This window comes from Mycobacterium sp. SMC-8, assembly GCF_025263565.1.
In the GTDB taxonomy this organism is placed as follows: domain Bacteria; phylum Actinomycetota; class Actinomycetes; order Mycobacteriales; family Mycobacteriaceae; genus Mycobacterium.
In genome coordinates this window covers 5,691,981-5,706,506 of record NZ_CP079865.1, presented here as the reverse complement: position 1 = coordinate 5,706,506, position 14,526 = coordinate 5,691,981, and the positions used below count along the sequence as shown (strand labels likewise).

Below are 14,526 nucleotides of genomic sequence, written 5' to 3'. Positions count from 1 at the left end.
GGTCCACCCTCGATGCCGAGGCGAGTCAGATCGCACCAGGCCACCTCGACGCCTTGATCGCTCAGCTGCAAGGCTGTGGCGTCGTGACCATCCGAGCCCCGGACCCGGCCAGCGCACTGAATGCCGGAACCTAGCGATTTGGTTCTGATTTGCGGGTTATGTCCAGACACATTTCGCCATCGAATATTCACCGACAATGATCGAGAATCGCCCCGAATCGGCCAGAATCGCTCGGTTACGCCCAGGTTCGTAGGAGCCGGAAAGCCTATGTGCCGCTGGGAAATTCCCGGATTTGAATGCGTACTCTAAGAACGGCCAAAAACGAATCCATTGGTCGCGGGTTCGAGCCCCGCCCGCCCCACCAAGCCCCAGCAGTCCCAGTGTCCTCATCGCTCACGTCATCATCGCTCACGTCATCGGGAACGAGACATCGCCCTGCCGTCTTCAGGTCCCTCGACCGGCGGTAGAAGCCGTATCGATTCCCGACCGCTGAGCGTTACACGAATCGGACGAATGCCAGCAAATTCACATCCGCGGAGGTATCCACAGCGATCCGTCAAGCAGCTGAAACGAAACCCGTTGGCCCGAACGTGTTTAGGACCCAAGATCGACGGCCATAGTTCTCTGCGACGGGGGCCGGATCGCTGCTTTCGATCTCGATGGCAACGTCCGGAGTGCACATCGCACGTACGAGCGCTGCAGTGCCCCCGGGGTGCGCAGTCTCGCAGAAACCAAGGAGGTCACCGATGGACATGAAGAAGATCACCGCAGGTGCCGCGACCGCGGGCATGCTCGGGTTGGGTGGTCTCGGCCTCGGAGCCGGGATTGCACTGGCCGACCCGCCGAATCCGAACCCGGGGCACTCCGGCAACGGTCCGGGCCACAACAAAGGTCCGGGTCACGGCAACCCGAATCCCGTACCGGACTTCACCGGGCCGGGGGTCAACTTCGGCGGGCCGGGCAACCCGTTGCCTCCGGGTCTGGGCTTCCTGCCGCCTCCGGGACATGGTGGCCCGATGCCACAGGACCGGATTTTTCTTCCGGAGATCCCCGCTTGGGTCGTGAACCCGGTGCTGCCGCCGGTAGGCACCCCGCCGCCGCCTGAGCTGCCCGACTGGGCCGACGGCCTGACGATCGTGTGGAATTCCGACCTCAGCGCCTGGGGTGTCTGGGACGGCGAGCAGAGCGTGTTCATCCGACTTTGATCACAGGCGAAGGAGCCGCCCCGCCGCGCCGGCGGGGCGGCTCTGCGCGTCCGGCCTCCAGGCGCGTGCGGCGACCGTCAGGCCGCGCGTCCGCGCGCGTGGGAGAGAAGATCGGTGCCGTGATGCGGCGCCTGGAAGCGGTGCACGCCGGCGCCCTGCGCGTACGACAAGTGCCCGCCGAGCGCGCCGCCGACGCTGACGACGGCCAGTGCGATCATCGTCACGGCCGTGGCGCGGCGGTGACGCTCTTTGCGGTGCGCCCGGTACGCCAGCGCGAACAGCACGATGGCGGCGCCGTTGGTCGCCGCGTGCAGGAGTCCGACCCGGCGCTGTTCGCGATTGAGCAACGGAAAATCCGCCCAACCCGCCAGGGCGGTGGGTGGAGCGGCCACTAGTCCGATCCCCAACAGTCGGCGCGCGGTCGTGTGGTCCTTGAAAGCCACGTCGAACAGCAACGCGGTCGTCCAGGAACCGAGGGGAAGAAAGATCATCAAGGGATGAACAGGGTGTCCGAGCCAGGACCCGCGCAACGCCGAGGCGAGTGGTCTATTGCCCAGTAGTCGTTCGACCGTGTCGGCAGCGCGGTCAGCGGGGCGGTCGACCGCGCTGACCGATTCTGCGGAACGCAGTATCGAGTGAATGTTCATGGCGCCTCCTCGGAGGCTGAGGTACCCCGCTGCCGCCGGGCGGAACCGCAGCGGACGCTATTCGCACCCGGTTCCGTTGCCGTCCCGGTCCAGCCCGTAGATGTCGCTACCGGTGACGGTCACCGGGCCGGAGACGTAGGCGGGGCCGTTGCCGCTGCCGCCGGCGCAGTCGACGTCGCTCGCGATCGGGACGCAGGCTCCCGAATAGTTGGGGTCGCACTCCGATCCCTGCTGCAGCGGCGCCGAAACGAGATCGGCGTTCGCTGCAGGCATCAGCGTGAACGCAGCAGCAAACCCGATGACCATTACCGTGATTTTCCCCACGGCCAGCCATCGTAGCCTGCCGATCGCCATCCGGTCCGATCGTGCGGGAGGTTTGCGGGGGGACTCCTGGAGCGGGCTGGCAATGGTCCGGGCGCCGATGCAGAAAACGACCGATCTGATCCAGAAAGCGAACAAGTTGCCGCCGAGGTGTCCCTGCGGCCTGGCCGCACCGAAGGTGCCACTGCGCAGTTCGGAGTCCGTTTGCCGGTACCGCGACGCCGGCACGGGAACACGTGGGCAAGGTGTCGTGACGGAGAACTGCGATAAAGGTCTAGGTTGAGTCCATGCAGCGAACCGGTGTCCCGGATCTCGACGAACTCGTCGCTGCCCGCGATCAGATGGAGCGTCTGGTGCGGGTCATCGTCGCGATCGGTGCCGATCTGGACCTGGATGTGACCCTGCACCGGATCGTCCACGGGGCCATGGAGCTCTGCGACGCCCGGTACGGAGCCCTGGGGATTCGCGCCGCCGACGGCAGCCTGGCGCGCTTTGTCTGTGAGGGGATGGAGGAGACCGCCGCGCACCGGCTGGCCGAAATGACCGTCGGTGAGGGGATCCGCGTCGACGATTTCGGCGGGCACCAGGACCCGGAATCTCGGGATCTCCCGATGCACGCCGTGCTCGGCATGCCGATCACGGTGCGCGGAGCCGACTTCGGCGCGCTCTACCTGGTCGACGACCGGCCCGGCCGTACGTTCACCGATTCGCAGGAAGGCGCGGTCCGCGCGTTGGCCACCGCGGCAGCGGCCGCCATCGACAACGCCAGACTCTTCGAACGCGAACGGGAGTCGGCGAAATGGACCAAGGCCAGTCGCGAGATCACCACCGCACTGCTGTCCGGTGACCCGCAGACCGGACCGCTGCAACTCATCGTGAACCTGGCCCTGGAACTGGCCGACGCCGAGCAGGCGATCCTGCTCGTGCCGGGGGAGCCCGACCTGCCCGCCGACGAGGTCGCCACCCTGATCGTCGCGGCGACGGCGGGTCGCTACGCCTCCGAGGTGATCGGCCGTCAGGTCCCGATGGAAGGTTCGACCACAGGTGGTGTCGCGCGGCGCGGTCTTCCGCTGATCACCGACTCGTTCCAGTACCCGATCGAGGGGTTCACCGACGTGGGCAACCGCTCGGCGATCGTGATGCCGTTGATCGCCGACGACGCGGTGCTCGGGGTGATCGCAGTCGCACGCCGACCCCACCAGCCGGCGTTCGACAACGACTATCTGGAACTGGTCAGCGATTTCGCCCGCCACGCGGCCATCGCGTTGGCACTGGCGGCCGGACGTGAGCATGCGCTGAACCAGGAACTCTCCCAAGCTGATTCGGTCGACTCCGCCTTGATCGCCGCCACAGAGGAACTGCGCAGACTCTGGCGGGCGCGCCGCGTGCTGGCGGTCATCTTCCCGAGCCACGCCCCCGCGCCGGATGCCGCACCGGAGGTGGTGTCGGTGGGAGAGACCGTGCTGTGGACAGACCTGCCGGCGGCGACCCATCATGCGCTTCACGCTTTACGTGACGGTGACCTGCTGACGCCCACCGTGTCACAACCCGGCACGGCCGGTATCGCGATCCAGCACCCGGAAGGTGTGCTGGTCGTCTGGATGGACCTGGCCGCGGAGCGGCCGTTCACACTCGAGGACCAGACGCTGCTGACCGTGCTGGCGGGCCGCCTCAGCCAGGGGCTGCAACGCCTGCACCGGGTGGATCAGCAGCGCGAGACGGCGCTGGCGCTGCAACACGCGATCCTCGGTCCGGCCGACCTCCCGCACGGCTTCGCGGTGCGCTACCAGGCGGCCAGCCGGCCCCTGCAGGTCGGTGGCGACTGGTACGACGTCGTCGACCTGGATGACGGACGCATCGCGATGATCGTCGGCGACTGCGTCGGCCACGGGCTGCCCGCGGCCACCGTCATGGGCCAGGTGCGCAGCGCCTGCCGCGCCCTGCTGTTCGACAATCCCAGTCCCGCAGCCGCATTGGCGGGCATGGACCGTTTCGCCGCACGGCTTCCCGGCGCGCAGTGCGCCACGGCCGTGTGCGTGGTGCTCGACCCGGCCACCGGGGAACTCGTCTTCTCCAGTGCCGGACATCCGCCGCCGATCCTGGTGCACGCCGACGGCGCGGTGCAGCTCCTCGGAGAGGCGCATACCATCGCGCTGGGGCTGAGGGTCGGGTGGCAACGCCCCGAGGCGCGCATCACGATACCGGCGGGCGCCACCCTGCTGCTCTACACCGACGGACTGGTCGAGCGGCGGCGCGTGCTTCTGGAAGAGGGCATCTCCCGGGCCGCGGGTCTGCTCGAAGAGCAGCGCACGGCCTCGCTGGAGGAACTGGCCGACCACATCATGACGCGCATGGCGCCCGACACCGGCTATCAGGACGACGTCGCGTTGTTGCTGTACCGCCATCCTGCGCCGCTACAGCTGAGCTTTCCCGCCGATGCCAGCCAACTCGCGCCGACCCGAACCGCGCTGCGCAGCTGGTTGACCCGCGCCCGCGTCGAGCCGGGCCGCGTAATGGAGGTGTTGGTCGCCGCAGGGGAAGCGGTCGCCAACGCCATCGAGCACGGCCACCGGCACAGTCCGGGCGGCACGATCAGCCTGCACGCCACCGCGCTGGTGGACCGGGTGCAGTTGACCATCGCCGACACAGGCTCGTGGAAACTCCCGCAGCCCGTTCGCGACGCTCATCGCGGCAGGGGGATCGCGCTGATGCGAAACCTTATGCAAGACATCGCAATTGACCACGACCCGGCCGGAACCACCGTTCGGCTCTACGCAAGGATCTGACCGATGCCCACCGAGCTCACCCTCGAGATCATCCGACGGCCCGACGGCGCCGTCGCTGTGGTCGCGTCCGGCGAGATCGACCTCAGCAACGTCGACGCCCTGAAGCGGACGTTGGCCACCGCGACCGCCGAGGCCGACGATTCCGGGGCACCACTGGTCGCCGACCTCGGTGCGGTCGAATATGCCGACAGCGCCGCGATCAGCGTGTTGTCCGCCCACGCCGAGCAGATCGACACCCTCATCGTCCACCCGCTACTGAGAACCGTGTTCGCCATCAGTGGGCTCGGTGAACTGATCACCATCGAGACCGCGGCGGCCGACGCGAATCAGTCGAACTGATCGAAAAGCCGGTCGAGCGCCCGTTGTTCGAGCTCGATCCACCGATCCACGTGCCGGCGAACCTCATTGACCTCATCGGGGGTCAGGTGGTGCGCACCGTCGGGAGTCATGCGGCAGACGTCCATCGGCCCGCCGACGCTCGATGAAGACGCGTCGAGCGCATCGAGCACCCGCAGTGCGGCGACCACCCCGTAGTTCACATCGCGTTCGGACATCTGAAAAGACGTCAGCAGGGCATGAGCCTGCTGGGCCATCGCCGCGCCGCTGCCGATCGACTGGAATCCGGTCTCCTCGTGATGCCCGATCAGCCCGTTGGGATCCACGTCGATGATGAACGGTGTCTCACCGACATATCCGGCGGCGAGCACATACGTCGCCGGGGTGCCGCCCGCCTTCTGCCCCGGCACGTCTGTGATGAAGCTCGCATAGTGGTGTTTGAAGATCGGCAGCACCCGGGCCTGCAGCGCATGGCCGACGTTCTTGGCCTCCAGCACCGAGTCTGCCTCGTCGGCCAGCACCTGCTCGACGTCGTAGAGCACCGCGCGGGACCCGCTGCCGCCCCACGCGGCGTGGGTGCCCAGCGCGTGCAGTTTCTGCGCCGGATAGGTCATACCGCGGCCGGGATCGGTGATTTGTGAGTCCGACGCCAGCACTACCCCGTTTGCGCACCGCAGCGCCAGAACGACAGTCACGCCATGATCGTGCCACGGCCGCCGGCGAACCCCTCCCGGTTCGTGCTTCTGTTGCTGTCACCTATGGTGGGAACACATGGATGTCTCCCTTTTGGCTTTCGAATGGACGGACACCAGTAGGCACTGGCTCATCGAGGTGCCGATCAGGATCGTCGCCTACCTCGTCGTCGCCCTGGTCATCCGCTTCCTCGTGCACCGCATGATCGACCGCGCGACCACCGCCAGGTCCCGCAAGGACCGCGCCGCCGCCGGTGACGGCGAGCGGGCCAAGACTCCGCCGCTGGTCCGCTACCTGCGCGACCGGGTGCCCTCCTCGGCCAGCAATGAGCAGGTCGTCGCGCGACGCCAGCAGCGCGCCCAGACGATCGGGTCGGTGCTGAAGTCGACGGTGTCGATCGTGCTGCTGGTCTGGGTGGTCCTGGCCATCCTCAATGTTCTCGGAGTGAACATCGCGCCGTTCATCGCGTCGGCCGGCGTGGTCGGCCTCGCGATCGGTTTCGGTGCACAGAATCTGGTCCGGGACTTCGTGACCGGGGTGTTCATGCTCCTCGAGGACCAGTACGGCGTCGGTGACACCGTCGATCTCGGCGAAGCGACCGGTGAGGTGGAGAGTGTCGGGCTGCGTATCACCACGGTCCGCGACATCGACGGCACGCTCTGGTACGTCCGTAACGGCGAGATCGCGCGCGTCGGCAACATGAGTCAGGAGTACGCCGTCGCTCGGATCGAGGTGCCCGTGGCCCTGACCGCCGACGTCGACCAGGCCGAGCAGGTCGCGATTCAGGCGGCCCACGACGCCGTGGCCGATCCCGCGCTGGCCGGCAAGGTGATCGGCGAGCCCGAGATGCTCGGTGTCCAGGAACTCTCACCCGACCTGATCAGGCTCCGCATGACGGTGAAGGTCCGGCCGAACGCGCAGTGGGCGGTACAGCGCAAGCTCCGGCGGGCGATTCTGCGGGCCTACGACGAACACGGCATTGATCTGCCCTATCCGGGCGGCCGCGCGCAGGTCGCCGTCGGCGAGTAGCCGCGCTCAGTCCTCCGACGCGGCGCCGCCAGGTCTCACCAACCGGCCGAACCGGGAACACCCTTGAACGGACCGGCGATCGAGCTGGTGATCCAGCCGCCGTAGAAGCCCCCGGGTTGCGGCGTGACGGTCTCGCCGTTGACGGTGCAGCGGTCGACCAGCGCGGGCATCACCGCGACGGCTCCGGCGATGGCGGCGAACGGACGTGTCGGCCGTCGATAGGCCCAGGCCGCCCGCACCGCGGACACGGCAGCGGTCACCAGATCGAAATAGCTCGCCTCGCCCTTCCATTCGCACCACGACGATCCCTCGGCCGGTCGCAGTACCCCGGCCTGGAAGCAGCCTGCCGGCAGGTAATAGGTGGGCGGATGGCTGGTTTCCAATACCCGCCACGCCTGATCGGTCGCAGCGACCGTCACACCTCCCAGTTCGACGGTGATCGAACCGCGAAAGACCTCCAACCGGGGCGGCCGCGGGTAATCCCACACCGACTCCTGGCCGGGGCGCGGCTTGTCGGGAACGGGCACAAGGCCGAGAGTAGCGGTATGGCCACCAGCGAGCGGGCGGCGTCCCGCACCATCTTCGGTCACCCGATCGGGCTGACGAATCTGTTCGGGGTCGAACTGTGGGAGCGGTTCTCCTTCTACGGAATGCTGACGATTCTCGGCTACTACCTCTACTACTCGGTGACCGACGGCGGTCTGGGTCTGCCGCAGAGCACCGCCACCGGCATCGTCGGCGCCTACGGCGGTCTGGTGTACCTGTCGACCGTGCTGGGCGGGTGGATCGCCGACCGGATCCTGGGCATGGAACGCACGGTGTTCTATGGCGGTGTGATCGTGATGCTCGGGCACATCGCGCTGGCGGTCCTTCCCGGACTGACCGGTGTCGGCGTCGGCCTGCTGCTGGTCGCCCTGGGGTCGGGGGCGCTGAAGGCCAATGCGTCCTCGTTGCTGGGCACGCTCTACGACAAGGGGGATGCCCGCGCCGACGGCGGGTTCACGCTGTTCTATCTCGGCATCAACCTCGGCGCCTTCCTGGGGCCGCTGATCACCGGACTGCTGCAGACCCGGCTCGGTTTCCACTACGGGTTCGGTGCCGCGGCCGTCGGCATGGCGCTGGGCCTGATCCAGTACGTCGTGTTCCGGCGCAACCTCGGAGAGCACGGACGGCATGTGCCGAATCCGTTGCCGCGCAGCGCCCTCGGTAGAACCGTCGGTGTGTTCGTCCTGGTGCTGGCGGTCGTCGCCGCGGCGGTGGCATTGAAACTGGTGGCACTGGCCAATTTGTCTCAGGTCACCACCGGGGTCATCGTGGTCGCGTCGGTCGTGTACTTCGCGATCATGCTCCGCAGCGACAAGGTCACCGCCCCGGAACGGATGCGGGTGCGCGCCTTCATCCCGCTGTTCATCGCCAACGCCGTCTTCTGGTCGCTGTTCCAGCAGATCTTCACCGTGCTCGCGGTGTACTCCGACGAGCGGATGAACTGGTCCATCTTCGGCTGGGTCGCGCCGTCGAACTGGATCGGGTCGATCGAACCGATCTGGATCATCGTGCTGTCCCCGTTGTTCGCGGCGATGTGGACCCGGCTGGGAAGCCGCGCACCCACCACACCGCGCAAGTTCGCCTACGGTGTGATCGGCATGGGTCTGGCGTTCCTGTGCTTTGTACCGCTGGCCGGGTTCAGCGCCGTTCCGGCCCTGCTGGTGTTGGTGGTGCTCGGCGTGTTCGCGGTGTCGGAACTGCTGCTGTCACCGATCGGGCTTTCGGTCACCACCAAGCTCGCGCCGGAGGCGTTCCGGGCGCAGATGATGGCGCTGTACTTCTTCTCCGTCGGTGTGGGGACGTCGATGTCCGGGGTGCTGGCCGGGTATTACGACCCGTCCGGCGAGGTCGTCTACTTCGGCGTCCTGGGCGGGGTGGCGATTCTCGCCGGCGTGATCGTGTTCGCCATCTCGCCGTGGATCAGCCGGCAGATGGAAGGAGTGCACTGACGGTCAGTCGGTGAGCTCCACCGTGGCGACCGAGGACAGTTCGCCGTCATCGTCGGGTTGCTCGAAAACCACGTGGGCGCTTCGGTTCCCGGCTTCGAAACTGGCGATGGTGTTGCCGAACAGCGGTCCGCTGAGGTTGCGCCACGACATGGGAAGGTCGGGGCAGCCGACGCGACGGGCCCAGCGGCGGGTCAGCCGGGCCGCACGCTGAGACCAGGCGATCTTGAAGGCCGGCTTCACCGGCGCCGGAACGTAGTTGTGCACCGGCGAGCACACGAGCTGATGCACCCGGGCGGCGGTGGACTCGGGGAAGTCGACCCGGGCCGCGTAGCTGTGGTGGACGTCGCCGGAGAGTACCGACACCGTCGCCGGCCCCCGCGACGGCTGCGACGCGGCGGCCTGGATCAGCTTCGACAGCCGCAGGAACGACTTCAGGAACGCCGGCCAGTGCTCCAGGTCGGCGGTCTGGCGGATCTTCTCGGCCAGCGCGCCGCGCCATCCGGCCCGGTTGGCGGCGAACTCGTTGATGGTCTGCAGGTCGCCGAGTGCGGGCGGCAGCAGCCAGGGCAGCGATGTCCCGATGAGCAGATGGTCCAGCTCGCCCAGGTTGTCCTGCACCTGATCTTCGAGCCAGCTGAACTCCCTGTCGCCCAACATCTTCCGGTCGCCGCTGTCGAGAATGCGGGCATTGCGGGAATCCACCATGATCAGTCGGCTGCGGCCCAGGTCCCAGCGGAAGCTGAACCGCAGCCCCTTGTCGCCGTCCACCTCGCTGTCGGCGCGGTCCGCCAACTCCACCAGATGCGACCAGCAGTCCCCGTGGGCCGCCGTCACCTTCTGGTAGTCGTCGTCGGCGTCGAGTTGCTCGGGACTGAGGTTGCCGATGTGCTGGTACACCCAGTACGACCCGAGACCGGCGCGGATCCGGTCGCGCCACCACGGTTTCTTGTTCATCTCGCGCCGCCACGCCGCCGAGGTGTTCCAGTCGTCCCGGATGTCGTGATCGTCGAAGATCATCGCGGTCGGCAGTGTCGACAGGATCCAGCGGATCTCGGGATCGCCCCAGGTGTGCCGGTAGAGCCCCTCGTACTCGGAGAAGGTGACGACCTCGTCGGGTGGGCGGCGCCGGCTGAGGCGCCGCCTGCCGCGGTGGCCGGCGAGATTGCGGCGCGCCTCGGGGGTGAGTTCGTCGGCGTACACCTGGTCGCCGAGAAGCAGCAACGCATCGGGCCATTCGCCGACGTCGGTCGCCGTCAACCGGGTGGCATAGCAGTCCAGCGCATCGATCCCCAGCTTCTCGTCCAGTTTTTTCTCGCCGGTCTTGGGATAGCGGCAGGATCCGAACACCACCCGCAGCCGGTCTTCGGTGCCCGGCCCACGGGTCCGGATCACGCTGGGCGGGAACTTCGAATCCGGTTCCGGCCACACCTTGACGCCGTCGACGAGGACGTCGTACTCGACCGTGGAGTCCGGGGTCAGATTTCGGACCGGCACCAGCGCGTAGTGGAAGCCCTGGACCTCGAAGGTCCGCGCCGTGCACCCGAGAACTTCCACCTCAGCCGGAGCGTCGGTCTGCACCCACACCTGGGCGGTGGTGTCGCCGACGTGCCGCAGCACCGGGCCGAGAACGAGAGTCACCGAACCAGCTTAGGTAGTGTCTGTTAATTGCGGACGCGGTGATAGATGATGATCGCAGCTAGGGTGACGCCCCCGAGGTAGCTCAGCGCGTATTTGTCGTATCGGGTGGCGATACCTCGCCAGTGCTTGAAGCGGTTGAAGGATCGCTCGACGGTGTTGCGGTGCTTATAGATTCGCCCGGAGAACGCCGGTGGCCGTCCGCCTTTGCTTCCCCGGCTCTTTCGGCGGGCGATCTGGTCGCTGCGCTCGGGAATGGTGTGGGCGATTTTGAGCTGGCGCAGTCGGGCTCGGGTCGAGTCATGGGAGTACGCCTTATCGGCGAGTAGCCGAAACTTTGGGCCCTGATGGGCAGTCAGCAGTGGCCACAGCATCGGGTTGTCGCCGGCTTGCCCCGGCGACAGTGCCATGGTGACCGCGCTGCAGCGTTGATCGGCCAGCGCGTGGATCTTCGTTGTCAGCCCGCCGCGTGAACGGCCGATGGCATGGTCATCGGGCTCATCGGGGTGTTTGTTGTAATTCGACAGATCCCCCTGTGTGGCGACCAGGGCGGGCACCAGCGGCATGCTGATGTACACGCACGCTGGTCGAATCCACCGCCAGCAGCAGTTCGACCAGCTCAGCGTCAGCGTCATCGACATCGATGTCACGGGAGATCGCTGCGAAGATCTGCGCGTAGGTGCCGTCGGTGGACCACCGCAGGTGACGTTCAGCCACCGACTGCCAGGCGCCGAACTGCGCGGGCAGATCGCGCCACGGAGATCCAGTCCGGTAACGCCAGATAATTCCTTCCAGCGTCACCCGATGATCGTTCCACGGCCGCCCGCGCCGTCGACCCGAAGGCAGTACCGGCTCAATCACCGACCACAAGTCATCAGAAATCACATCAGTCCGTAACACTTAAACAGCATCAGGCACAACATCGTTCACATTAAGCAGACACGCCCTAGGCGCGGTAGTCGCTACCCTGTGCGGATGGTCGACACCACGGTTCGCCGGCGCGGGCCTCGTGGGGATGTCGACATCCGCGAGCTGATCCTGGACACCGCCGAGCGGATGTTCGGCGACTCCTCGATCGGGTCGGTGTCGCTGCGGGCCATCGCACGGGAAGCCGGAGTCGCGAATCGCTCTGTGATGTACCACTTTCCGGCCAAGCGTGACCTGATCGCCGCGGTTGCCTTCCGCCGCTCCTGGCGCATCACCCCGGCCATCGCCGCCAACCTGGCCGCGCTCGTCGACGCGCCGGCGGAGGTGGGCGTGCGTGACGTCGTCGAAGCTCTGCTGATGCCGCATGTGACGTTGTTGCAGACCGAGCCCGTGCACGGCCTGTCGTGGTTGAAGGTCATGACGCAGCTGGCTTTCGACGACGACCCGATCTGGCGCGAGGCCCTCGACGGCGATCCCGGACTGCCGGATCTCTTCGTCGCCGCGGCGGGCCGCGCGATCCCGGGACTGCACACCCGGAAGGTTCAGCAGCGGGCGGCGCTGGCGATGTACTCGATGATCGCGGCGTTGGCCGGCGCCGATCTGGCCGCCTACCGCCGTCCGCTCGGCCCGGACGGGCTCGACCCGGAGTGGGTGGAGCAGGTGGTCGAGTTCGCGTGCGGGGGACTGCGGGGCAGCGCCGATTCCTGACCGCGAACTCCTCCCGGAATTTATTCGACTGCATTAATCTGGGTCGATGGCGGTTGAGCAGCGCGTGACCTATTGCCGTCTCTGCGAAGCTCTGTGCGGGCTGATCGCCACCGTCGAGGGCGGTCGGCTGCAGTCCCTGCAGCCGGATCCGGACCATCCGTTGTCCCGTGGCCGGGTGTGCCCGAAGGGCATCGCGTTCGCCGAGGTGCAGAACGACCCCGACCGGGTGCTGACGCCGCTGCGGCGCCGCGCCGACGGCACGTTCGACGAGGTGGGCTGGGACGAGGCGCTCGACGACATCGCGGCCCGGCTGAGCCGAATCCTCGCCGCGCACGGGGCGGGCGCGGTCGGGCAGTACTTCGGCAACCCGATCGCGTTCGGCTATGCGACCGGGATCTGGTCGGGCTTCTTCCTCAGCCGGCTCGGTGGACACCACCAGTACTCGTCGGGATCTCAGGACATCAATTCCCGCTTCGTCGCCAGCAAGCTCTTGTACGGCGCGGCCAGCCAGATTCCGTTCCCCGATCTGCCGCGCACCGACTTCCTGTTCATGCTCGGCGCCAATCCGCTGGTGTCCCATGGCAGCGGTGTGCGCACGCCGCGGGTGAAAGACGATCTGTCGGCGATCGTCGCGCGCGGTGGCCGCGTCGTCGTGGTCGACCCGCGCCGTACCGAGACCGCCCGCGCGCACGAGCACCTCGCGGTACGGCCCGATTCGGACGCCTGGCTGCTGTTGTCGATGCTGCACGTGATCTTTGACGAGGGGCTGGCCGACACCGCCGCCCTGGACGCACAGACCACGGATTGGCGGACACTGCGCGAACGTGCCCGGGCTTTCCCGCCCGAGGTCACCGGGCCGCGCACCGGCGTCGACGCGGACGTACTTCGCACTCTGGCAAGGGATTTCGCCACCGCGCGGGCGGCTGCGGCGTACGGGCGCACCGGCGCATGCCTGGGCAGGCACGGCACGCTGGTGAGTTTCCTGCTCGACGCGCTGAGCATCGTGACCGGCAACCTCGACCGTCCCGGCGGGACGCTGTTCGCCCGCGCCGTCGTGCCGTTGGAGGACCTCGGGGAGAAGGCCGGGAAGATGAGCTACGACACCGCCCGGTCCCGCGTCGGTGGCCTGCCCGAGGTGATCAGCACCTATCCGGCCACGCTGATGGCCGAGGAGATCATCACCCCCGGCGACGGACAGTTGCGGGCGCTGTTCGTCACCGCCGGCAACCCGGTGCTGACCGTGCCCAACGGTCCGATGCTCGAGAAGGCGCTCGACGAGCTCGATCTACTGGTGTCGCTGGATCTCTACGTCAACGAGACCAACAGCCACGCCGACTACATCCTGCCCGCCACCACCTTCCTGGAACGCTACGACGTGCCCTACAGCCTGGCCAACTGTTCGGCCGCGGTGTTCGCGCAGGCCACCGAACCGGTGGTGCCTGCGTACGGGCAGGCACGCAACGAGTGGGAGGTGTTCGACGAGCTGGCGCGCCGGATGGGACTGTCACTGTTCGCGACCGGCCCGCTGGAACGCTTCAACGGCGTGCTCAGTTGGCTGGACCGGCGCGGCGTCGCGCGCCTGACACCGCGCCGCCTCGTCGAGCTGTTGATGCGGATCGGCCCCTACGGTGATCGGTTTGGGTTGCGCCGCAACGGAATCAACCCTCGCAAACTGCGGGACAACCCGCACGGCATCGTGCTGTCCGAGGTCGCCCCGACCGGGATCCGTGCCGAGGCGGTCAAGCATCCGCACGGCCGGGTGGCTCTGGCTCCGGCGGAGATCCTCAATGAAATCGAGTGCCTCGGTGACCGCCATCCCGACGATCCCGCGTTCCCGCTGAGGGCGATCGGCCTGCGCGAGATCCGCTCACTGAACTCGTGGATGCACAACTGCCCCACACTGATGAAGGGCGACCGGCGCCACCGCGCCCGGATCCATCCCGCCGATGCCGCGGCCGCTGGACTCACCGACGGCGCGAGGGTGCGGGTCACCTCCCGGGACGGGGCCATCGAGACCGAGGTGCTCGTCACCGACGAGGTGCCGGCCGGGACCGTCGCGATTCCCCACGGCTGGGGGCACAGGGGCGGCTGGCAGCTGGCCAACCAGTCCGGCGGGGCGAACGTCAACGAGCTGACGTCCAACGATCCGGCCGACCTGGAGCGCCTCGCCGGCATGTCGGTGCTCAACGGCGTCGCGGTGCGGATCGAGCCGGTCGACGCCACCACGGTGGCCCCCGCCGGCTGA

Annotated in this window: 12 protein-coding genes and 1 pseudogene; 7 read left to right on the top strand and 6 right to left on the bottom strand. The window is 67.5% G+C overall.

The genetic code is table 11. The annotated features are described in order from the left end of the window. The first annotated feature begins 746 nt into the window (after nucleotides 1–746). Entirely contained in the window at nucleotides 747–1,205 is a 459-nt protein-coding gene (locus KXD97_RS27455) for a hypothetical protein (protein ID WP_260754042.1), read from the top strand. A 77-nt stretch (nucleotides 1,206–1,282) separates the two neighbouring features. On the opposite strand, the gene KXD97_RS27450 is transcribed toward KXD97_RS27455, so the two are convergent. Together KXD97_RS27450 and KXD97_RS27445 are read right to left on the bottom strand one after the other, a co-directional pair. After that, complete coding sequence (locus KXD97_RS27450; protein WP_260754041.1) at nucleotides 1,283–1,852, bottom strand: DUF2231 domain-containing protein; 570 nt, start codon at nucleotides 1,850–1,852, stop codon at nucleotides 1,283–1,285. A 57-nt stretch (nucleotides 1,853–1,909) separates the two neighbouring features. Further along, a complete protein-coding gene (locus KXD97_RS27445; RefSeq protein WP_396885529.1) occupies nucleotides 1,910–2,158 on the bottom strand; it encodes a hypothetical protein in 249 nt (82 codons plus the stop codon). Nucleotides 2,159–2,460: 302 nt separating this feature from the next. Here KXD97_RS27445 and KXD97_RS27440 point away from each other — a divergent pair, with 302 nt between their 5' ends. Continuing rightward, nucleotides 2,461–4,959, top strand: coding sequence for a SpoIIE family protein phosphatase (locus KXD97_RS27440; protein ID WP_260754039.1), 2,499 nt, complete (start codon nucleotides 2,461–2,463; stop codon nucleotides 4,957–4,959). A gap of 3 nt (nucleotides 4,960–4,962) precedes the next feature. After that, nucleotides 4,963–5,298: an STAS domain-containing protein gene (locus KXD97_RS27435; RefSeq protein ID WP_260754038.1), complete on the top strand. Its 336-nt coding sequence runs from the start codon at nucleotides 4,963–4,965 to the stop codon at nucleotides 5,296–5,298. On the opposite strand, the gene KXD97_RS27430 is transcribed toward KXD97_RS27435, so the two are convergent. After that, complete coding sequence (locus KXD97_RS27430; protein ID WP_260754037.1) at nucleotides 5,286–5,990, bottom strand: proteasome protein; 705 nt, start codon at nucleotides 5,988–5,990, stop codon at nucleotides 5,286–5,288. The two genes, KXD97_RS27435 and KXD97_RS27430, sit on opposite strands and share 13 nt — an antisense overlap. A gap of 76 nt (nucleotides 5,991–6,066) precedes the next feature. On the opposite strand from KXD97_RS27430, the gene KXD97_RS27425 reads away from it, so the two are divergent. Beyond that, a complete protein-coding gene (locus tag KXD97_RS27425) occupies nucleotides 6,067–7,017 on the top strand; it encodes a mechanosensitive ion channel family protein (protein WP_260754035.1) in 951 nt (316 codons plus the stop codon). A gap of 35 nt (nucleotides 7,018–7,052) precedes the next feature. On the opposite strand, the gene KXD97_RS27420 is transcribed toward KXD97_RS27425, so the two are convergent. Beyond that, nucleotides 7,053–7,544: a DUF427 domain-containing protein gene (locus tag KXD97_RS27420; protein WP_260754034.1), complete on the bottom strand. Its 492-nt coding sequence runs from the start codon at nucleotides 7,542–7,544 to the stop codon at nucleotides 7,053–7,055. Nucleotides 7,545–7,562: 18 nt separating this feature from the next. On the opposite strand from KXD97_RS27420, the gene KXD97_RS27415 reads away from it, so the two are divergent. Continuing rightward, nucleotides 7,563–9,011 (top strand): peptide MFS transporter, encoded by a 1,449-nt coding sequence (locus KXD97_RS27415; protein WP_260754033.1) that lies wholly within the window; start codon nucleotides 7,563–7,565, stop codon nucleotides 9,009–9,011. A gap of 3 nt (nucleotides 9,012–9,014) precedes the next feature. Here the strand turns inward: KXD97_RS27415 and KXD97_RS27410 are convergent, their stop codons facing one another. Both KXD97_RS27410 and KXD97_RS27405 read right to left on the bottom strand, forming a co-directional pair. Then, a complete protein-coding gene (locus KXD97_RS27410; RefSeq protein WP_260754031.1) occupies nucleotides 9,015–10,649 on the bottom strand; it encodes an alkaline phosphatase D family protein in 1,635 nt (544 codons plus the stop codon). A gap of 23 nt (nucleotides 10,650–10,672) precedes the next feature. Next, nucleotides 10,673–11,546 (bottom strand): annotated as a pseudogene (locus KXD97_RS27405) (IS5 family transposase). Between the two features lie 75 nt (nucleotides 11,547–11,621). On the opposite strand from KXD97_RS27405, the gene KXD97_RS27400 reads away from it, so the two are divergent. Both KXD97_RS27400 and KXD97_RS27395 read left to right on the top strand, forming a co-directional pair. After that, a complete protein-coding gene (locus tag KXD97_RS27400) occupies nucleotides 11,622–12,281 on the top strand; it encodes a TetR/AcrR family transcriptional regulator (RefSeq protein WP_260754027.1) in 660 nt (219 codons plus the stop codon). A gap of 46 nt (nucleotides 12,282–12,327) precedes the next feature. Further along, the gene (locus tag KXD97_RS27395; protein ID WP_260754026.1) at nucleotides 12,328–14,526 is read left to right on the top strand and encodes a molybdopterin-dependent oxidoreductase; all 2,199 of its coding nucleotides are present in this window, start codon (nucleotides 12,328–12,330) and stop codon (nucleotides 14,524–14,526) included.

What these genes read in the sequence shown, in the direction of transcription:
- KXD97_RS27395 (WP_260754026.1), top strand. Translation starts at nt 12,328, where the DNA reads ATGGCGGTTGAGCAGCGCGTGACCTATTGCCGTCTCTGCGAAGCTCTG.
- KXD97_RS27435 (WP_260754038.1), top strand. Translation starts at nt 4,963, where the DNA reads ATGCCCACCGAGCTCACCCTCGAGATCATCCGACGGCCCGACGGCGCC.
- KXD97_RS27455 (WP_260754042.1), top strand. Translation starts at nt 747, where the DNA reads ATGGACATGAAGAAGATCACCGCAGGTGCCGCGACCGCGGGCATGCTC.
- KXD97_RS27450 (WP_260754041.1), bottom strand. Translation starts at nt 1,852, where the DNA reads ATGAACATTCACTCGATACTGCGTTCCGCAGAATCGGTCAGCGCGGTC.
- KXD97_RS27415 (WP_260754033.1), top strand. Translation starts at nt 7,563, where the DNA reads ATGGCCACCAGCGAGCGGGCGGCGTCCCGCACCATCTTCGGTCACCCG.
- KXD97_RS27440 (WP_260754039.1), top strand. Translation starts at nt 2,461, where the DNA reads ATGCAGCGAACCGGTGTCCCGGATCTCGACGAACTCGTCGCTGCCCGC.
- KXD97_RS27400 (WP_260754027.1), top strand. Translation starts at nt 11,622, where the DNA reads ATGGTCGACACCACGGTTCGCCGGCGCGGGCCTCGTGGGGATGTCGAC.
- KXD97_RS27445 (WP_396885529.1), bottom strand. Translation starts at nt 2,158, where the DNA reads ATGGTCATCGGGTTTGCTGCTGCGTTCACGCTGATGCCTGCAGCGAAC.
- KXD97_RS27425 (WP_260754035.1), top strand. Translation starts at nt 6,067, where the DNA reads ATGGATGTCTCCCTTTTGGCTTTCGAATGGACGGACACCAGTAGGCAC.